This window comes from Pseudomonas sp. FW305-3-2-15-C-LB1 (genome assembly GCF_058787615.1).
The window spans coordinates 97119-116525 of record NZ_JBYSZX010000009.1 but is presented as its reverse complement, the minus strand read 5'-3'; the positions used below and the strand labels follow the sequence as shown (position 1 = coordinate 116525).

Here is a 19407-nt window from a genome sequence, read left to right as displayed (position 1 = left end):
CATGCCTAGCGAACCGACTGGATCTTCTGTCGACTTCGAAAAAGTCGACTCCCAATACTTCCAACAACGCGAACTGAAAAAAGGCGCCGCCGGCTGGGTACTGCTGGTCGGCCTTGGCGTTGCCTACGTGATCTCCGGCGACTACGCCGGCTGGAACTTCGGCCTGGCCCAAGGTGGCTGGGGCGGGATGTTCCTGGCCACATTGCTGATGGCCACCATGTACCTGTGCATGTGTTTTTCCCTGGCCGAGCTGTCTTCCATGATCCCCACCGCCGGCGGTGGCTACGGCTTCGCCCGCAGCGCCTTTGGTCCCTGGGGCGGGTTTCTCACCGGCACCGCGATCCTGATCGAATACGCCATCGCCCCCGCCGCCATCGCGGTGTTTATCGGCGCGTATTGCGAGTCGCTGTTCGGCATTGGCGGCTGGATGATTTACCTGGCGTTCTACATCATCTTTATCGGCATCCACATCTTGGGTGTCGGCGAAGCCTTGAAGCTGATGTTCGTGATTACCGCCGTGGCTGCGATTGCCCTGGGCGTGTTCCTGGTGTCGATGGTGCCGCACTTCAGTGTCGCCAACCTGCTGGACATCCCGGTGACCGAGGCCAAGGGTGCCAGCACCTTCCTGCCGTTCGGTTATGTGGGTGTGTGGGCGGCAATCCCCTATGCCATCTGGTTTTTCCTGGCCGTCGAGGGCGTGCCGCTGGCCGCCGAAGAAACCAAGAACCCCAAGCGCGACCTGCCGCGCGGCCTGATTGGCGCCATTGTGGTGCTGACCAGTTTTGCCCTGCTGATCCTGGTAATAGCACCGGGCGGCGCCGGCACGTACGCGTTGATCAAGTCCGGCAACCCGCTGGTGGAGGCGCTGGCCTTGTCCTATGGCGGCTCGACCTGGATGGGCAGCTTCGTCAATCTGGTAGGCCTGGCGGGCCTGATCGCCAGCTTTTTCTCGATCATCTACGCCTATTCGCGACAAATCTTCGCGCTGTCGCGTGCCGGCTACCTGCCACGCAAACTGTCCGAGACCAACAAAAGCAAGGCGCCCGTGCTGGCGTTGGTGATCCCCGGCATCATCGGCTTTGGCCTGTCGCTGACCGGCCAGGGTGACCTGCTGATCCTGGTGGCGGTGTTTGGCGCGACCATTTCCTACATGCTGATGATGGCCGCGCACATCACCCTGCGCATCCGTCGCCCCAAAATGGACCGTCCGTACCGCACGCCGGGCGGCGTCTTCACCTCCGGCGTTGCCCTCGTGCTGGCCTGCGTGGCCGTGGTAGCGGGCTTTCTGGTGGATCCACGGGTGGTGATTGGCGCCGCGATCATCTATGGAGTATTAATTGCTTACTTTGCTTTCTACAGCCGGCATCACTTGGTAGCGGGCACGCCCGAAGAGGAATTCGCGGCGATCCAGGCCGCAGAGGCCGCCTTGCACTGATAGCCGTAAACCTCGACGCAGGCGCGTGCCTGCGTCGCCCAGGAGACTCTGTATGGCAAGTTTTTCCCACGCGGTGGGTGCACAGACCTACCGCTTCGACAGCCTCAAGGACGTAATGGCCAAGGCCAGCCCCGCACGCTCCGGTGACTTTCTCGCCGGCGTCGCCGCACAGAACGACGGTGAACGCGTGGCGGCGCAGATGGCGTTGGCGAATATCCCGCTCAAACACTTCCTCGACGAAGTGCTGATCCCCTATGAAAGCGATGAAGTCACCCGACTGATCATCGACACCCACGATAAACAGGCGTTTAGCGTGGTCAGCCACCTGACCGTCGGCGGCTTGCGCGACTGGCTGCTCAGCGACGCGGCCGATGAACATTCCCTACGCGCCCTGGCGCCAGGGCTGACACCGGAAATGGCCGCCGCCGTGTCGAAGATCATGCGTGTGCAGGACCTGGTGCTGGTGGCGCAGAAGATCCGCGTGGTCACGCAGTTTCGCGGCACCCTGGGCCTGCGCGGGCGCTTGTCCACGCGGCTGCAGCCCAACCATCCTACAGATGAGCCGGCCGGCATCGCCGCGAGCATTCTCGATGGCCTGTTGTACGGCAACGGCGACGCCATGATCGGCATCAACCCGGCCACCGACAGCATCGCCTCGATCTGCGCCATGCTGGAGATGCTCGACGCGATCATCCAACGCTATGAAATCCCCACCCAGGCCTGCGTGCTGACCCACGTCACCACCTCCATCGAAGCGATCAACCGTGGCGTGCCGCTGGACCTGGTGTTCCAGTCGATTGCCGGCACCGAGGCGGCCAACGCCAGCTTCGGCATCAGCCTGAGTGTGCTGCAGGAAGGTTACGAAGCAGGCCTGAGCCTCAATCGCGGCACATTGGGCCAGAACCTGATGTACTTCGAAACCGGCCAGGGCAGTGCCCTGTCGGCCAACGCGCACTTTGGCGTCGACCAGCAAACCTGCGAAACCCGCGCCTACGCGGTGGCGCGACATTTCAAACCATTTTTGGTGAATACCGTCGTAGGCTTTATCGGCCCCGAGTACCTGTACAACGGCAAGCAGATCATCCGCGCCGGCCTCGAAGACCACTTCTGCGGCAAGCTGCTCGGCGTGCCGATGGGTTGCGACATCTGTTACACCAACCACGCCGAAGCCGACCAGGACGACATGGACACTCTGCTGACCCTGCTGGGTGTGGCCGGGATCAACTTCATCATGGGCATTCCCGGCTCCGACGACATCATGCTCAACTACCAGACCACCTCGTTCCACGACGCCTTGTACGCCCGCCAGACCCTGGGCTTGAAGCCAGCGCCGGAGTTTGAGCAGTGGCTGGCGAAAATGGGCATCTTTACGCAAGCCGACGGCAAGGTGCACTTCGGCAACAGCCTGCCACCGGCGTTTCGCCAAGCCTTGGCGCAATTGGGATGAAGGAGCCGCCTGTGCAACTCGACCTGCCTGACAACCCTTGGCTGGAACTGCGCCGCCTGACGCCAGCCCGAATAGCCCTGGGCCGCACCGGCACCAGCATCCCCACTAACGCGCAGCTGGATTTCCAGTTTGCCCACGCCCAGGCGCGGGATGCGGTGCACTTGCCCTTCGACCATGCGGGCCTGCGCGGTCAGTTGGCCGAACGCGGGCGTGACAGCCTGTTGCTGCACAGTGCTGCCACTGACCGTCACCTCTACCTGCAACGCCCGGACCTGGGGCGGCGCCTGAGCGATGAGTCAGCCCAGTTGCTGCGCGATCATGCATCGGCCAACCCCGGCGGCGTGGACTTGGCGGTGGTGGTCGCTGATGGCCTGTCGGCACTGGCGGTGCATAAACACACCTTGCCGTTTCTGACGCGCCTGGAAGAACAGAGCAGCGCAGACGGTTGGTCCTTGTCGCCGGTCATCCTGGTGGAACAGGGCCGCGTGGCGGTGGCGGATGAAGTGGGCCAGTTGCTCGGGGCCAAGATGACCGTCATTCTGATCGGCGAACGGCCCGGCCTCAGCTCGCCGGACAGCCTGGGCCTGTATTTCACCTACAACCCCAAGGTCGGCCTCACCGACGCCTACCGCAACTGCATCTCCAATGTGCGCCTGGAAGGCCTGAGCTACGGCATGGCCGCCCACCGCCTGCTTTACTTGATGCGAGAGGCGTGTCGCCGGCAGCTGTCGGGGGTCAATCTCAAGGACGAGGCGCAGGTGCAGACCCTCGAGTCGGATGATCCTGACCTGATGAAAGGCAATTTCCTGCTCAGTTCACCGGATGACTGAACGCTGCACGATTGCGCTTTTTCACGCCATTAGGCAGCATCGAGTCACGGCCGCTTGTGTGGTCATCCCCCATTTGGAAGTTGAGGCCTGGCATGCGGATTACTCAAGCGACCCTGGAACACCTGGACCTGTTGACCCCGCTGTTCGTCAAATACCGTGAGTTCTACGGGGCGTTGCCGTTCCCGGATTCGTCGCGGGCCTTCCTGGAGAAGCGCCTGCGGCGCAAGGAGTCGGTGATCTACCTGGCCCTGGCGGATGATGATGACAAGAAGCTGCTGGGGTTTTGCCAGCTGTACCCGAGCTTTTCGTCGCTGTCGCTCAAGCGGGTGTGGATCCTCAATGACATCTATGTGGCTGAAGACGCCCGCCGGCAATTGGTGGCGGACAACCTGATGCGCACGGCGAAGAAAATGGCCAAGGAGACCCACGCGGTGCGACTGCGCGTGTCGACCAGCAGCGACAACGAAGTGGCGCAGAAGACCTATGAGTCCATTGGGTTTCGGGAAGACACGGAGTTCAAGAACTACGTGTTGCCGATCAGTGAGGATTGATCGCGGTAGCCCAAACACCTCAAATCTACTGTGGGAGGGGGCTTGCCCCCGATAGCAGTGTGCCAGTCAGCCAATTTTTAACTGGCACTGCCTCATCGGGGGCAAGCCCCCTCCCACATTTAGCCCTGCAGCACTTGCAAGCCCGAGTACCACGACATCCTTCGCTACAAAACCAACACGCTTTTCACCTCTCAATCCGTATAATGCGGACCTTTCAGGGTTGTAAGAAATGCGGCATACACTTGTAGCCTTATTACCCGAGCTTCCGCACAGGCCTGCTGAGCCGGGCCATTCACACAGGTGCCATCCATGGATTTCAACCCGCTCGACCTTATCCTGCATCTCGACGTCTACCTCGACCTGCTGGTAACCAATTACGGTCCGTGGATCTACGCCATTCTGTTCCTTGTCATCTTTTGCGAAACCGGCCTGGTGGTCATGCCGTTCCTGCCAGGCGATTCATTGCTGTTCATCGCCGGCGCAGTCGCTGCGGGTGGTGGCATGGACCCGGTGCTGTTGGCCGGCCTGCTGATGCTGGCGGCAATCCTCGGCGACAGCACCAACTATGTGATCGGGCGAACGGCCGGGGAGCGCTTGTTCAGCAACCCGAACTCGAAGATCTTCCGTCGCGACTACCTGCAAAAGACCCACGACTTCTACGACAAACACGGCGGCAAAACCGTGACCCTGGCGCGCTTCCTGCCGATCCTGCGCACGTTCGCGCCGTTCGTTGCCGGCATCGCGAAAATGCCCTACCCGCGCTTCTTCGGCTTCAGCGTATTCGGCACCATCCTCTGGGTCGGCGGCCTGGTAACCCTGGGCTATTTCTTCGGCAATGTGCCGTTCATCAAGAAAAATCTGTCGCTGCTGGTGGTGTTCATCATCCTGCTGTCGCTCGTGCCGATGATCATTGGGGTGTTCCGCAGCCGGTTTGGCCGCACATCCTCCGAAGCCAAGCCGCAGTAACCTGCGATGTGGTCCCTCAGCGCCTGGCGTCGCCGGCGCTTGCTGGCCAAACACCCGATTGCCGATGACACTTGGCAACGGGTGCGCCATCACCTGACCTTCCTCGACGGCATCAGCACCGAGCAGGACCAGTGGCTGCGCGAAGCCTGCGTGCTGTTCCTCGCCGAAAAACACCTGACCGCCCTGCCCGGCGTCGAATTGCATCAGGAACAACGCCTGCTGCTCGCCGCCCAGGCGCAATTGCCGCTGATGAACCTGGGCGACCTCGACTGGTACCAGGGCTTCCACGAAATCGTGCTGTACCCCGACGACTTCCTCAGCCCCCAGCGTCACCGCGACAGCAGCGGCGTCGAACACGAGTGGGACGGCGAACACAGCGGCGAAGCCTGGCAGCAAGGCCCGGTGATCCTCGCTTGGCCCGGCGTGTTGGCCAGCGGCCAGTGGGAAGGCTACAACCTGGTCATCCACGAACTGGCCCACAAGCTCGACATGCTCAACGGCGACGCCAACGGCCTGCCACCGCTGCACCATGACATGCGCGTGCAGGAGTGGGCCAGCGTGATGCAGAGCGCCTACGACGATCTCAATCGCCAACTCGATGCCAACCCGGACGCCGAAACCGAGATCGACCCCTACGCCGCCGAAAACCCCGCTGAATTCTTTGCCGTCACCAGCGAATATTTTTTCAGCGCCCCGGATTTGCTGGTCAGCAGTTATCCACAGGTGTACGCCCAACTCAGCCTCTTTTATCGCCAGGATCCCCTGGCCCGCCTCAGTCAACTGCAAGCCAGCGACCCGCGCTATCAGCCACAGGGCGAATGACCGTACGACGTCTGGCGCATGGCATCGGCGTCAGAATGTGCCTATAATCGCCGCCACTTTTAGGCCAATCCGGCCATGTTTCATGGCCAATTAACGGGGGCAACGCCCAATGAGCTACAGCAAGATTCCGGCTGGCAAAGACCTGCCGAACGACATCTACGTCGCCATCGAGATTCCGGCCAACCACGCGCCGATCAAATACGAAATCGACAAAGACAGCGACTGCCTGTTCGTTGACCGTTTCATGGCCACCCCGATGTTCTACCCGGCCAACTACGGTTTTATCCCCAACACGCTGGCTGACGACGGTGACCCCCTCGACGTGCTGGTGGTAACCCCTTACCCGGTTACCCCAGGCTCGGTTATCCGTGCGCGTCCAGTCGGCATCCTGAACATGACCGACGACGGCGGCGGCGACGCTAAAGTGATCGCGGTTCCACACGACAAGCTGTCCCAGCTGTACGTGGACGTGAAGGAATACACCGACCTGCCGCCACTGTTGCTGGAGCAGATCAAACACTTCTTCGAGAACTACAAAGACCTCGAAAAAGGCAAATGGGTGAAGATCGACGGTTGGGGCAACGCAGACGCCGCCCGCGCCGAGATCCTGAAGTCGGTTGCCGCCTACAAAGGCTGATACCCGCTCCTCATTGCCCCGGCAATTGAAAAAGCCCCGATTATTCGGGGCTTTTTTTTGTGGGAAAAATTAAACGGAAAGTTCAATGTTTTATAAATAACGTTTAATTTAAATCAAAATCCGAAGTATCAGGCTACAACTAAGTAAATCCCTACAAGCGCAACTCAACGCATGGTTTATTTGATCTGTAATTCCGGCCAGTAAACTCTGCGTTTATGAATACATCAGGTGATCGTTTAAAAGCGCTACTACAGGAAGTTCATCTTTCCGCCTCCGACTTCGCCAAGAACCGCGGTGTCACGCCCCAGCACGTGAACAACTGGTTCAAGCGCGGTGTACCCATGGGCCGACTCAACGAGATCGCAGAATTGCTGTGCATCTCCAGCCGTTGGCTGCGCACCGGCGAAGGCCCCAAACACCCACCGGCCAACTTCCTGCTGGATGGCCCGAGCTCACGAAAAGGACTGCCCACCACCCGCGAAGCCAGCGGCAAATACCTCACAGGCCCCGCCTGCCTCCCGGAAAAAACCGACGTGGAGATCGATCTCCACCCTTCATTCACCTCCAACGAGCGCATCCGCCTCTCGCAGCACACCCTTCAGGCCCTGAACGTAAACCCCGACCGCGCTTTGGGCGCCTACATGGTCGACAACAGCATGATCGACATCATCCAACAAGGCGCCACGCTCGCCATCGACCGAGGCCGCACGCAAATCATCGACGGCGAGATCTACGCGGTAGAACACGACGGCATGCTGCGCATCAAATACCTCTACAACAGGCCCGGCGGAGGTTTGCGCATGCGCAGTCACAATGCCGGCGAGCATCCCGACGAATACCTCACCTACGAACAACGCTTTGAGCAGAACTTCCAGATTGTGGGGTGGGTTTTCTGGTGGTCCACCCTGAATAACCGCCGCCCGCCCGTGCCACTGGATGAGCATCTGTTGGGCTGGGAAGGCTCTAAATCGGATCCGGAGGTGGGCAACTGAGGTGAATATGGGTATCATGCGCCGCACATTTGGCAGGGGGTGGCTTTACGCTATCCACCTTGCCTGGCGAAGCGGAGGAGTTACCGCGGATGCCCCTACTATTCAGCCAGACGTGTTGTGGGCTGAGCGATTTGAAGGCTGGTGAGGTTTGTCAAAAACAAGCTGAGGCAGTCCCCGAGAAGCCGGCCACAAGCCGGCTTTTTAATTTCTACAGCCCCTTATCTACCAGGCTCCCTCCTTGACCACCAACCCCAGCCCATACTTTGGCCCATACGTTGGCGGAAATATTCATTCCTTTGCTACCAGCAACGACCAGTTGAGCTTGATCGTCATCACAAGGCTTTCTGTAACTGCTCTGTGGGCGTGGAGTGGAATAAATGGGAGTGCTCGAGGATTCGTCAGGCTTCGTCCTGTGACTGCCCCAGCAGCTTCAGGAACTCGATGGCGAGCCTGCGATTTTTGGGAGTGAGGGCCTGGAAGTTCCGACGCACCAGGATTACCTCGTTGCTCTGATCAGATGCAGCCTCATCGCCACCTTCCAACTCGGATTCCGCGACAGCATACAGGTCAGACGTTTTCGTGCCCAGTGCGTGACTGAGCTTGTGCAGCAGGTCCAGGGACGGCAACTGCTGCGATCTTTCGATCTTTGACAGGTTGCCCGCGTAAGTCCCCGCCTCCAGAGCAACCGCCTCTAGAGTGAGCCCCTTTTCCAGTCGAACCTTGCGTATAGCTGCGCCGATATTCATCAGACGATTTTGTGGATGGTTTTCCAGCAGAGCAAAGTCACAGAGGAAAATTTTTCGCATATAAATTTGTTCTGTGAGAACATTTGATGAGCGACGGATTTCTTCAGGAGCAAATTCGTCAACCGATATGGCCACAAAGGACGGAAAGCGAATGAGCGCTCAGTATGGATATGGTCAGAAAACAGGATCTGGACGGCGAGACACTCGCGATTTCGGGATCAGCCGTTCGCGCCTGGGCTGGCTCAGCGTTAGGTTCGACGGTGGTCCGTCCTATCCTGAAATGGTTGAGTCGCTTAAAGAGATGGTTGACCGGTACGGGGGCTTGGTTAAGCGTGGGGACAGAATCTCAGGGGCGGAGTGGCTTCGACGTATCGACCAAAGCAATGTGCAGATCACCGAACGCCAAAGACAAGCGATCCAAACACTTATGTAGGGGAAGAGCTAGGCAGGTTTCTGCTCTTTTTTTAAGAAGAACTTTCTGTTCTTGCGATTAGGTCCTATGACGATGATCTGCTGCTCAACTTGATCCTTCAGGCCATCCCCCCATAGGCAGGGGCTGCCATCAGCGCAGCAACGGGCTCAATCAATGCGCTTTGGCTACCTTTCGCGAGTGAACGCTACCGGCCAAGAGTAATCACTCGATGTGCTCATGGAGTCGAAGGCGGTTCAAGGAAGTCGCCCAGCTAGCAACGCTATTTTATACACTTAGCTGCTTTGGGTGATAGTAGAGGGCCATTTCCGTTCAGCTACCTCGTAACAATCCACCCCGTCGCATTCACGGGAAATCAGCTCCAACTGCAGTTCGCCAAAAGTCGGTGAGTTGGTCCAGTAATGACCTCTGAGTTGCTTGGAATCATTGATCAGGCGGAGGTCACCGGCCCCAGTAGTAAGCTTGTTTTCGCCTTGGTATAACCTCTTAAGTTCGAAAACATAGCAAAGTCGGGTAGCCTCGGTTCTACCGTTTTGAATCAACGCTTCGAGTTTTGACTCACCTTCTTGGGACTTTGTGAATGACTCTATCGAGATAGTCAAGTATGTTTGTCGTATTACAAAAATTATAGGTATCTGTAACGGCGATTTATCCGCCTGATGAAAGTCTGAGCTAAGTGTGCCGCGCCATACCCCGTGCACCATTGGTCTTCGCATCCATCGCGCAATCCGAGGGGATCTCCACGCCAGTTTGAAAAAAACACCGAATAGAAACGTAACGCAAGTTAATCCGTATGAAATGGCTCGCCACCCCGCTGTAAGCGTTTCGTATCCTAACAGCATGTGGACGAGGTAGAGAAAGATCGCGACAGCTAAAACTAGGCTGACGTATACCTTCAATAGTCGCTGCAGCTCGGTTTCGGTGAGACTTAAATTATTCATTTTTCTCAGTTGCTCGCGCTAAGACTCTTCCATTTTTGTACACAACAATTTCATCACCCATACCGAGTACACCTACATACGTAATGCCCGGAATGAGGGACGTTAATAGCGCTGTCATCTGCCTTGCACCGCTGGGTAGATCCTCTGGAGGTTGCGCCAAACACTTCAACGGAGGCGCCAGAAACTGGGATATATGTGTGAGTGATTGCGACCGCATGTCGATCATATGGAATCCGTCGTGCCAAGGTGAAGCTTGGTCTGAAACCTTGGCTAATATGCGGGAAATCGCCTCGGCTCCGAAGATCGGTAGATCTGGTTTCATCGCGTTCCGATGTCCCAGAGGCACGCTCGGCAACTCCTCAAGGTCGTAATAGAAGACAAGTCCGACTCCAGAGAACGCTTCTGATCTCAGCCGTTTGATCTTCTCCAACAAAATTACTGGAAAGTCTCGATCTTGCGGTGCCGCGCTGGTTTCCACTGTGTAATATTCCGCTAGCTGAGCCTGCATTTGGTGAGGCAGATGACGCCATGATGCTACCCCGAGGAGGTTAAGGTAAAGCTAGGAGGCCATGTATCTCAAATGCTAGCGGGGCGGTTCTCAACCCAGACTGCGTAACGCTAGGTCCGATTGCGATCCTCAAGGCTGAGGGCTGTCCGCTTAATAGCCTGATCAAGGCCCTTTGCTCAGTGCCTGATGAACTCGCTCCACCGCCTCTGCCAGATTCATCTGGAAATGCTATTAAAGACCGGTTTATAGGTCGTTAGCGCTTTCATCAAACGATGGAAAGCGATGATTATCATGATCCGTTTCGACTTGTTGGCCTGTACTTAAGCTCATCTTTTTGCTGATACTAGGCCAACTGAGCCTGAGCGCGCAGCATAGTTCCTCCCTCGGATGACCAAATATTCGGAGAATAAGGATTCAACCCTGCGTATAGCGAGAAGTTACCCATCTGCTCCGAAAATTAGTCTTCTTTAACGAAACTCAAAATTCCAGCAGTGTTTCCTGCACGTCGCCAATTTCGCGCAGTCCAATAATAGCCAGTCATCTCGAGTTTTCCATCTGCATTGCGTCTCACCTGGACGTCCGCGGCGCCGGTATGATTCGACTCGTCATCGGCAGCTTTCTTAAAGTGCTTTGACTTATATATGTATACAAGCCGATGCGGCTCGTCATTTTGTGCAACGACTGGCGCAGCAGAAATACTGTATGAGTCGGACTTATCGGTCAGTCCTTGTACTTCCATGAGGATGTTGATTTTTAGTAGGCTGGCTTTAATAGTCAGCTTTGCTTCGAAAGCTTCAAGTGGTATCGCATCTATCTGTTTCGGATCAAACGGACTCAGTGTCTCAGTTGAAGAGGATGCTGCTGATTGAATAGCCCGATGAACTGAGTAATTAGACTCAACAGTGCCTTTCCATACGCCAGACAGGTCTGGATATGCACCGCTGAAGAAAAACTCATAGCATTTCCAAGCCCACCGATAGCAGAACGGTACGCTTCCTATAAGGAGAAGGGCCGTTACAACGCCCGAGGCGACCTTCCAGGCCGTCTTGCCAAACTCTAGAAGATCGGTAGGGGATTCTTTGAATAACAACCCGATGATCACCAAAACAACCAATCCGGTAATAAAGGTGAGAACCTTTCTCAGCCCGAAGACAGCGTACATTTTATTCCTCGCGAGCCATTGAACCCTTTAATTTCGTACCTATATCATAATGGCACATTGCACCCTTTCTAAGGAGAGCGCCACTAATGCCGAGCCTCAATCTGCATAGCCTGCTTGATACGCGGGTCGAAGGCCGGGTGGCCTTCCTCGATAACCTGACTCTTGCCCCTGAAGAACGTAAGCTGATGCTCAGTGCACGTACTGACATCCGTCAGCGCCTAAAAGCTCGCCTACCAAAACGGATCCAGAAGAAGGCCGAAGACGCTGGTCAAGGTCATATTGAAGTGCCTGACCCAAGGTTCTTCACCCAAGGGTCGTGGGCTTACAAGACGCTCAATGCCCCCTGTCGCTCTCCTCAACAGGCTGACCTAGATGACGGCACCTACCTGCCGTTTAGCTACATCGAAAGCCAGCCACCGGCACAGATGAGCGCGCTACTCTTCGAATCAGTCGAGGAAGTTCTCTCGGAGCTTGCGGATGATAAAGGGTGGACAATTGACACGAGCAATGACAATTGCACCCGACTGATCATCGACAGCGACAAGCATATCGATGTACCCGTCTACAGCATTTCCGATATCGAGTTCGCAACGCTTGTAAAAGCGAGTATGGAAATGTATCGCTTTGGGCTGGAGAACTTGGCCTTCGATAGCGCTGAATCTCTAGAGCGTATTGACGAGCAAGAGTGGCACTTAATGCCGACTGAAGGTGTACTGATGGCCACCAAAAATCGCGGTTGGCGAGACTCAGACCCTCGTCCGGTACGCGACTGGGTGATTGAGCAGGTTGAGCTAAAGGGCGAACAGCTTCGCCGAGTCATGCGCTATCTGAAGGCTTGGCGAGACTTCCAGAAATGGGAAAAGGATGATCCGAAGTCGATCCTGCTGATGGTTGCCGCAGACGCTGCTTTCGATATGGCAATCGAAAAGCGCGATGACCTTGCACTGCTGAAGGTTCTCCAGAGGTTGCCGGACATCCTTCGAGGAAAAGTCATCAACCCAGCCACCAGAGATAAACCTCTGGACGAGCAGGAAGATTTGGCGAAACGACTAGACAACAAGGGCATTCGAGAAGACGTCATCGCCAGAATCGAACATTTTTCCGACCAGCTTGAATATGCGATCGATACCTGTGGAGTCCCATCCGAAGCTTGCGAGATTCTGATCGAGCTTTTGGGTAAGCGCGTTCCGAATGATCCCGATCGAGTGACTCAATCGACAGTTCAGAGCCAGCCTGCCCAGAAAACCGCTGCGGTTCCCCCGCTTGGAAAAGCGACGGCGGGCTAAATGACAGATTTAAGCTCTGTTCACAAGGCTCTGACGGAAACGGGCTTCAAGCAAGTTAGAGGCCCCCTAGGCCTTCGGTATGCTGGGACCATCTCCTTTAAAGGACGGCAGATACCAATTAACCTAGATATCTTCGACAAGAGCTTCAAGCGACTGCCTGCTATCCAACTGCTTGAACGCCCTACAGAAATACCCTTGGTTTGCGCTCATATAAATCACAATGGCTATCTGTGCTATCTGCGCGACGACCAGGCTCACCTCCCTCGACACAACCTCGGGGGAGCCGTTTTAGGTTGCCTGGAAGTTGCCGAGCAGCTTTTGGAAAGGCTCGCCAATGGTGGCGCCCTAACAGATTTTCAGGACGAGTTTTCGGTTTACTGGGGCGGACTACCGCTCCTAATCGATATTCCGGAGGAAACAAAGCCTGGCCTCCTCACGGACGTCGCTCTGTTGGAGCGCCCCAAAAGCCCTGAAAGCGAATGCCTGTTCTTACTAGGTCGAGACGCTTCCGAACTTCTGGACTTGTATTCTCGTTGGGGATTCGAGGTTCTAAGGCCGTCTTTGAAGATGAGGGTGGTGGACTCTGACAAACTTCTCGGCGCCATGGCCTCCACGTGGCCTCCTAAGACACTTACCGATCTCAAGACATGGCTGCTCAGCGACAGAAACTCCGCAGTCAAAGGACTTTATGATTCCGTCAAAGACGCCTTCGAGCACAAATTAGACAAGCTGCTTCTTCTAATTCGAGCTCCAAACACGAGCTGTTGCGTTCTAATCGACATTGAATATGTCAGAAAGATGCTGCCGTGCCGAAATGCAGCTGACTTCATGCGTTCGGTTTTTAGATCCTCAGAGAAGTTTGATCAGTCTGGAGTGAAAGTATTCAAGTCTCGGGCCGACAGAGCCACAATCACGAGACTTGAACCAATACCTGCCGATCCAGGATCCTGGCTTACACGCAACATGCCTGACTCAAAAGCCGGGCTTGCGGGCAAGAATGTTCTCTTGGTCGGATGTGGTGCGATCGGTGGTCACTTGGCCGATCTCCTCGCAAAGAGCGGTGCTGGATTTGTAGGCGGAAAACTGATGCTATCTGATCCGGATACATTGTCAGTGGGGAACATCGGCCGTCACGTTTTAGGCTTTGGCGATCTACAACACAAGAAAACCAGTTCCATCAGACAGCAGCTATTTGACCGCTATCCAAGAATAGAAGTAACAGAAGTAACGGATCAGGAAGTGATTCGAACAGGGATGGCGGGTATAGATCTGGTGGTTGACGCCACGGGAAATCAAGCGCTTTCGCTCTATTTGAACGAACTTAAGCTGAAAGAAAAATTCGACGCACCTATCGTCTTCGCTTGGGTGGCCGGAGCAGGCTGCGGGGCTCAAGCCTACCTTTTTTCAAACGGCAAGGATGCATGCCTGAACTGCTTGGACTATAGCGTTCCAGGCGGCTCGTCTTCTGTGATGAGGAAGGGCTACGAAATGACGCTGAAGAACTCTGCCGGAAGCTGTGGAGACTGGCTTGTACCGTTTTCGGCAACAGCTGCTATGCACGCTGCAGCGTTAGCTACTGATTTAGCGGTTGGATGGGCCAAGGGAAAGCCAAACCCTCGCTTTAGAAGCATCACGCTGGATTACGAAGGTGGAAAAACTGTCAAGCCCATATCACCTACACCTAACCTCAAGTGCCCCGCATGCGCCATAAATCACTAATCGAACCATACTCTAAGCGCCTAGTATTAGTGAACGAAGAAGTCTTGGCTCTGATATCAAGTTATCGGCAGTCTACTCCCGATGGTTGTGAGGCGGGAGGCATCCTCATGGGGAAACGCAGGGGGGAGCATTTTGAGATCACCTTCGCGACCGCTCCTCAACCAAAAGATAGCCGAAGTCGCTGCCGATTTACGCGGCACCCCGGCGGCCATCAGGAGATTGCTGAGGAAAGATTTAGAGTAACAAATGGAGAAGAGAACTATATCGGCGAGTGGCACACTCACCCTGAAAATCATCCAACTCCATCAACCATCGACACACGTGATTGGAAAAGACTTTCGAAAATACATCGAGTTCCTTTGCTCGTAATCATCGGCGGGATTCAAGCAAACTATTTTGGCCTCTTGGCCGGTTCACAAATACATATACTCAATGAGTGCATGACAGGTATTCCGAGGCTTTAGCGCTGCGCTGTAGGCGTGATGCTTAAAGCAATTAATTACCTTCGAAGGCATGCGGCAAGTGCAGCAGCGCTTATCGTCGCAGAGATAGGTACCGTAGACGCTACTGGCTTGCACTGGGCTGATAAAGGAGCTGGCCATCATAATCATCGTAAGCGATCCATAAACCCCACCTATCCCAAGGTGAGTCAACGGTTTACCGTGGCATCTCCGGTGAGCAGTTCCACGGCAGCAAGGCTTCGTAGTCTTCGACCGTCGAGGCATATGGCAACCGCTCCAGTACGTGGCGCAGCCACGTATAGGGCTCCTGGCCGTTGACCTTGGCGGTCTCGACCAAGCTGTAAATCTTTGCGCTGGCGGCGGCGCCGTTGACGGTATCACTGAACAACCAAGCTTTGCGTCCGATCACAAACGGCTTGATCGCTCTTTCAGCGGCGTTGTTGTCGATGGGTAAATAACCCGCGTCGACATAGCGCTCCAGTCGGTTCCAGTTATTCGCCAGATAGTGCACAGCCTTGCCTAATGCGCTTTGCGGCGTCACTTGGGATTGGGTCTTAGCCAGCCAGCTTTTCAGTTGGGCCAGGATCGGCGAGCTTCTTTCCTGACGAGCGATAAACCGTTGCTCATCGCTGGCGTCTTTGGATTCGCGTTCGATGCTGTACAGTTTGTTGATCATCGTCAGCGCGATATCAGCCCTCCCGGTTTTACCCTTAGGCTGCACTTTTTGCGCATCCACGAACTTGCGGCGTGCATGCGCCATGCATGCCAGTCGCTCCACGCCCGGCTGCAACGCCAAGGCGTTATAGCCGGCGTAATCATCGGTCATCACATAGCCGCGATAGCTGTCCAGCAAACGCAACGGTACATCCTGCGCTCGGCTGGAGGTGTAGTCGAACAGCATGACTTTCCTGTCCGGTGGGCCACTGGCCTGCACCCACATCCAAGATTGACTGGTCGGGTCACGATCCGGCTCCTTCAACACCTGGACGCGGGTTTCATCGCAGTGGATCACCGGGCTTTCCAGCAAGCGGTCGCGCATCAAATTCAGCAGTGGCTGGAAGTGTTCGCTGCACTGGATCACCCAGCGCGCCAGCGTCTGGCGCGCAATCTCGACGCCATGTCGGCTGAGCACGGTTTCAAACCGGTGCAACGGCAAGCCATCGACGTACTTGGTAGTCAGCAGCATCGCCAGCACGCTGGGACTGGCCATACTCTTTTCGATCAACTGAGCAGGCTTGTCAGCCGTGACCGGTGCAGTTTCACACCCCCGGCAACCGTAGACCTTGCGGATGTGCCTGATGACACGGATCTGCATCGGCACGATGTCCAGTTGTTCGCTGGTTTCTTCGCCGATGGCGTGTTTGCGGCAACCGCAGGCACAGGTCAGTTCGTGTTCAGGCAGTTCGTGGATGATTTCGATACGCGGCAGATCGGCCGACAACGGCTTGCGCTTGCCACGGCGCGGCGTCGGCGCAACGGCTTCTTCGTCAGGGTCATCAACGAGCGGCATCGGCTCGCTTTCGGGCTCGTTGAACAGCGCCAGTTGCGGCGTGTTGGGCTCGACAGTCTGTTCGGACTTGCGCCCGAACAAGCGGTCGCGCAGCAACTTGATCTGCTCTTTCAGGTCGACGATGTGGGTTTGATAAGCCTGGGCCACTTCTTCCTGGCGACTGAGTGCCTCAAGCAGCAGTTGCTTGAGCAAAACAGGATCATCAGGAAGGTCGTCGGGCAGGGAAATCATGGCCCGGATTATACCGGGTCAGGCTACGTAGCGTGGGGTCAAAACCTGATGAGGGCGGTTGCGCCAAAGGTCAAAACCGTCGAGCAACCAGTTCAGTTCCTGGACGCTCAATACGATGGCTTCGTCGGTGACGTCGGGCGAGGTTTTGAAACGCTCGGATTCCAGGCGCTTGAGCCAAAGACAGAAGCCGTTGCGCTCCCAATAGAGGATTTTCACCCGGTTGCGGGAGCGATTCAGAAAAACGAAAAGTACCGGGTCGAAGACGGCCACCTTGATATCCAGCTCGACCAGGGCGGCCAGGCCGTCGATGGATTTTCGGAAGTCCACGGACTTGGGGTAAAGGTAAACTTTTTCGACTTTGGCGTCGGGACGCATCATGAGGTGCTGGCTCCAGAAAGAGATCGGGAGCGCAGCATCGGGCTTCAATGGGCGGCTTTGAATGTGTGGGTGATGGATCGGTTACTAATCATCATCATCATCCTGCGACTGGCCAACGACCTTCCCGTCGTTCTCCTGTACAACCGCACTGATGGTTTCAAAAATGGCCTTGCGCTGCTCGATGCTGTCGGGAAACTCAACCACGAAGGTCTGGAATTTGTTCATAAATACTCCTTGTGGCGCACGAGAACCGTGCCCTGGTATTGCCAAAGGCCCAATCAAGGACCAGTGGTGTAGCGATCTTTTCCTATGGTCGGACGCCGTTGATCCAACACCGCTCAGTGGATGATTCACCACGGCGCTACACCAGCAGCAGCGAAGAAGCTCTGCAGCTTTGCCAGCCCTTCCGTCATCAGCTGTGCATCATCGTCGCTCACGGCTTTGGAACGACAATCTTCCAGGCTCGTACTCTTGAACAATCGGGCCAAAGCGTAGGCTTCGGCTCGCTGAAATTCGGTATACACCGTCTCCCCAGTTCGTGGATTGTCGGCAGTTATGATCAAATCTGGGCTATCGCTCATGTGGGTTCCTCTGCGTTGTCCTGGAGACGGGGAGTTTCTCTGATGGACCGGCGAACCGGACCGAATGGGCAGAACTTTGGCGCTAAAACCACGCATCTCCTAGCTGATGATGTTCCTGATGATCCGTGCAAGACCAAGGCCCGAGTAGCCCTCGGTATATCCATGAGACACATCAACCTCATGTTGCTCCAATGCTTTCAGGATTCTATTTTTCACCATCTTTGAGCCACGCGATTGCCCCGCCTCGTAAGCGAGGAAAGCCGCAAAACAGGCCAAAACGAAGTACACAGCGTAAGTACTAAACATCTTTGTTTTTTCCTATGGTTCAATGCCGTAAATCGACCCAAATTTCTTAGACATCTCTTTCGATGTGGTGGACGCCAAAAGTAGTATCACTCTGCGCACCAGGACCCATGGGTTGACGGCGGGGCTTGGGTGTACCTGATGCAATTTCACCATTGACGGGTCAAGGGACGATGCTAACTGCCGCTTCGATACTCTCCAAAGAGACCGGCAGCGTCCATTAGAGGGTCGTTCACAGCATCCGCCTCATTCGTACTACCGCAGACAACAGCGAGCATATCTTCGTCAATGGCTCCTTCTGTGATGGGGACCGCCTCGACCTCAGAAAATATGTAGGTACTTAAAATACTTCCATCATGAGCAAAACTAACGTCGTATAGAGGCACTGATGACTTTTCTTTGCACTTAGCCAAAGACAAAGTAATCCTATATTTTACCGCTGTTTCTTTTTCCAAAAGCTTCGTGACAGATGTTTCCCAGTAAAGAACATTAGTCTCTTTTTTCTGCGTAAACGACTTTATGGCCGAAACGTAGATCGCCCTTCCTGGCCTATAAGCAACGCGATAAATGGGCGCTGCTCGTGAGGTGTTCGAGGCGGGGTTACTAAACGCCAACAGAGCCAATACCTGGAAATCCTTACGAATTGTCCCCGTCAGTTTTTCAGAAATCTCATTGATCACCATTTGACTGATGTTCATCGGCTGCTTGGGGTATGCAGAGGACGCAGCACATTCCATCGCAGTAAATCCAACTAAAAGTAATGCAGGTAGCAGTGTGAGGTAGCGCATTGGTTTTCACCCTTCCTTTAGCGTTGCGCATCTATAGCGAATCCATCTCTGATCCATCTGTAGATCCGGTAGAGCAATGCTGGAATAACGTACGCCAGGATGGCACCCAGCCCCAACACAACCCAGCCGATCGGCTGGACTTGAATGAATCCGTCAGAAAGAAAGCCTATTGCGGCGATCCACCAAATAACAAACAGCACGCCAACTACTGCGCAAATCCTGCGCACTCCTTCCGGCAGACGCTTCACATGGTTCTCCCTGTTGCAGACGCGAAAACCGCGCCCCTCCTATGTCCTCGGTCCCGGCTTTTGAGGGCCAGGACTTGGGGTGCAGATGAACGTTTTCCTCGAATTCAGGGCCTGGCGAGAATTTCGCCGGCAAGGCGCTAGGCTTTACGCATCGTACTGGCGCCCAACCGCTTCCCCGGTCGGGCGCTGACAGTCAGCCGAAAAAGCCTGCGGCTGGCTCGCCCGGGAAACCAAGCACGTACAAAACATATTCGTCGTTACCGTCACGGCGGTCGTACATCCCCAGCAGTACCCAACCCTCGGCCAGCAGCTCATTGGCGCGCACGGTGGAATTAGCCTCCGTCAGTTTTTCAATACCCTGGAAGTCTGGGGTCTTGAGTTCAGTCATGGTTCTACTCCTTGTCAGTGGTTTTCTGGGCAGTATGAAACGCGCCC

General features: G+C 55.6%; 22 protein-coding genes. 11 read left to right on the top strand and 11 right to left on the bottom strand.

What is annotated here, in order from left to right:
* Window position 1 precedes the first annotated feature (1 nt).
* From eat to AC3WP7_RS18700, 8 genes are all read left to right on the top strand, one after another.
* A complete protein-coding gene (gene eat, locus AC3WP7_RS18735) occupies window positions 2-1435 on the top strand; it encodes an ethanolamine permease (protein ID WP_102592446.1) in 1434 nt (477 codons plus the stop codon).
* Window positions 1436-1487: 52 nt separating this feature from the next.
* Window positions 1488-2882 carry an ethanolamine ammonia-lyase subunit EutB gene (locus AC3WP7_RS18730; RefSeq protein WP_093125660.1) on the top strand — a complete coding sequence of 465 codons (1395 nt, stop codon included), beginning with the start codon at window positions 1488-1490 and terminating at the stop codon, window positions 2880-2882.
* Window positions 2879-3712 (top strand): ethanolamine ammonia-lyase subunit EutC, encoded by an 834-nt coding sequence (gene eutC, locus AC3WP7_RS18725; protein WP_092248108.1) that lies wholly within the window; start codon window positions 2879-2881, stop codon window positions 3710-3712. The genes AC3WP7_RS18730 and eutC overlap by 4 nt, the downstream gene beginning before the upstream one ends.
* Before the next feature lie 92 nt (window positions 3713-3804).
* On the top strand, window positions 3805-4263 hold the full coding sequence (locus AC3WP7_RS18720; protein ID WP_017735604.1) for a GNAT family N-acetyltransferase: 459 nt from the start codon (window positions 3805-3807) through the stop codon (window positions 4261-4263).
* A gap of 309 nt (window positions 4264-4572) precedes the next feature.
* Complete coding sequence (locus AC3WP7_RS18715; RefSeq protein ID WP_028618093.1) at window positions 4573-5229, top strand: DedA family protein; 657 nt, start codon at window positions 4573-4575, stop codon at window positions 5227-5229.
* A 6-nt stretch (window positions 5230-5235) separates the two neighbouring features.
* Complete coding sequence (locus tag AC3WP7_RS18710; protein ID WP_093125650.1) at window positions 5236-6051, top strand: M90 family metallopeptidase; 816 nt, start codon at window positions 5236-5238, stop codon at window positions 6049-6051.
* Between the two features lie 109 nt (window positions 6052-6160).
* The gene (gene ppa, locus AC3WP7_RS18705) at window positions 6161-6688 is read left to right on the top strand and encodes an inorganic diphosphatase (RefSeq protein WP_003219382.1); all 528 of its coding nucleotides are present in this window, start codon (window positions 6161-6163) and stop codon (window positions 6686-6688) included.
* 215 nt (window positions 6689-6903) lie between these two features.
* A complete protein-coding gene (locus AC3WP7_RS18700; RefSeq protein WP_092248102.1) occupies window positions 6904-7680 on the top strand; it encodes a LexA family transcriptional regulator in 777 nt (258 codons plus the stop codon).
* 398 nt (window positions 7681-8078) lie between these two features.
* Here AC3WP7_RS18700 and AC3WP7_RS18695 read toward each other — a convergent pair whose 3' ends face one another.
* The 4 genes from AC3WP7_RS18695 to AC3WP7_RS18680 form a co-directional block, all read right to left on the bottom strand.
* Window positions 8079-8486, bottom strand: a complete 408-nt coding sequence (locus tag AC3WP7_RS18695) for a helix-turn-helix domain-containing protein (protein WP_256579950.1) — start codon at window positions 8484-8486, stop codon at window positions 8079-8081.
* A gap of 645 nt (window positions 8487-9131) precedes the next feature.
* Window positions 9132-9560, bottom strand: coding sequence for a Cap15 family cyclic dinucleotide receptor domain-containing protein (locus AC3WP7_RS18690; protein WP_442963907.1), 429 nt, complete (start codon window positions 9558-9560; stop codon window positions 9132-9134).
* A 229-nt stretch (window positions 9561-9789) separates the two neighbouring features.
* Window positions 9790-10275, bottom strand: coding sequence for a hypothetical protein (locus AC3WP7_RS18685; protein WP_146012700.1), 486 nt, complete (start codon window positions 10273-10275; stop codon window positions 9790-9792).
* Between the two features lie 487 nt (window positions 10276-10762).
* Window positions 10763-11467, bottom strand: a complete 705-nt coding sequence (locus tag AC3WP7_RS18680) for a Cap15 family cyclic dinucleotide receptor domain-containing protein (RefSeq protein WP_102592451.1) — start codon at window positions 11465-11467, stop codon at window positions 10763-10765.
* A gap of 86 nt (window positions 11468-11553) precedes the next feature.
* Here AC3WP7_RS18680 and AC3WP7_RS18675 point away from each other — a divergent pair, with 86 nt between their 5' ends.
* Genes AC3WP7_RS18675 through AC3WP7_RS18665 form a run of 3 tightly spaced genes read left to right on the top strand, consistent with a single transcriptional unit; the run spans window position 11554 to window position 14936 of the window.
* Window positions 11554-12753, top strand: a complete 1200-nt coding sequence (locus AC3WP7_RS18675; RefSeq protein WP_102592452.1) for a CBASS cGAMP synthase — start codon at window positions 11554-11556, stop codon at window positions 12751-12753.
* Window positions 12754-14472 carry a ThiF family adenylyltransferase gene (locus AC3WP7_RS18670; protein WP_102592453.1) on the top strand — a complete coding sequence of 573 codons (1719 nt, stop codon included), beginning with the start codon at window positions 12754-12756 and terminating at the stop codon, window positions 14470-14472.
* Complete coding sequence (locus AC3WP7_RS18665; protein ID WP_102592455.1) at window positions 14454-14936, top strand: Mov34/MPN/PAD-1 family protein; 483 nt, start codon at window positions 14454-14456, stop codon at window positions 14934-14936. The genes AC3WP7_RS18670 and AC3WP7_RS18665 overlap by 19 nt, the downstream gene beginning before the upstream one ends.
* A gap of 193 nt (window positions 14937-15129) precedes the next feature.
* Here AC3WP7_RS18665 and tnpC read toward each other — a convergent pair whose 3' ends face one another.
* The 7 genes from tnpC to AC3WP7_RS18630 form a co-directional block, all read right to left on the bottom strand.
* On the bottom strand, window positions 15130-16674 hold the full coding sequence (gene tnpC / locus AC3WP7_RS18660) for an IS66 family transposase (protein ID WP_102642534.1): 1545 nt from the start codon (window positions 16672-16674) through the stop codon (window positions 15130-15132).
* Window positions 16675-16692: 18 nt separating this feature from the next.
* The gene (gene tnpB / locus AC3WP7_RS18655) at window positions 16693-17052 is read right to left on the bottom strand and encodes an IS66 family insertion sequence element accessory protein TnpB (protein ID WP_256575477.1); all 360 of its coding nucleotides are present in this window, start codon (window positions 17050-17052) and stop codon (window positions 16693-16695) included.
* Window positions 17053-17136: 84 nt separating this feature from the next.
* A complete protein-coding gene (locus AC3WP7_RS18650; protein WP_156682181.1) occupies window positions 17137-17277 on the bottom strand; it encodes a hypothetical protein in 141 nt (46 codons plus the stop codon).
* A 125-nt stretch (window positions 17278-17402) separates the two neighbouring features.
* Window positions 17403-17633, bottom strand: a complete 231-nt coding sequence (locus tag AC3WP7_RS18645) for a DUF7706 family protein (RefSeq protein WP_102592702.1) — start codon at window positions 17631-17633, stop codon at window positions 17403-17405.
* Window positions 17634-18112: 479 nt separating this feature from the next.
* Window positions 18113-18724 carry a hypothetical protein gene (locus AC3WP7_RS18640; RefSeq protein WP_102642513.1) on the bottom strand — a complete coding sequence of 204 codons (612 nt, stop codon included), beginning with the start codon at window positions 18722-18724 and terminating at the stop codon, window positions 18113-18115.
* Window positions 18725-18741: 17 nt separating this feature from the next.
* Window positions 18742-18972, bottom strand: coding sequence for a hypothetical protein (locus AC3WP7_RS18635; RefSeq protein ID WP_146012705.1), 231 nt, complete (start codon window positions 18970-18972; stop codon window positions 18742-18744).
* Window positions 18973-19165: 193 nt separating this feature from the next.
* The gene (locus AC3WP7_RS18630; RefSeq protein WP_102592698.1) at window positions 19166-19360 is read right to left on the bottom strand and encodes a hypothetical protein; all 195 of its coding nucleotides are present in this window, start codon (window positions 19358-19360) and stop codon (window positions 19166-19168) included.
* Window positions 19361-19407 lie beyond the last annotated feature (47 nt).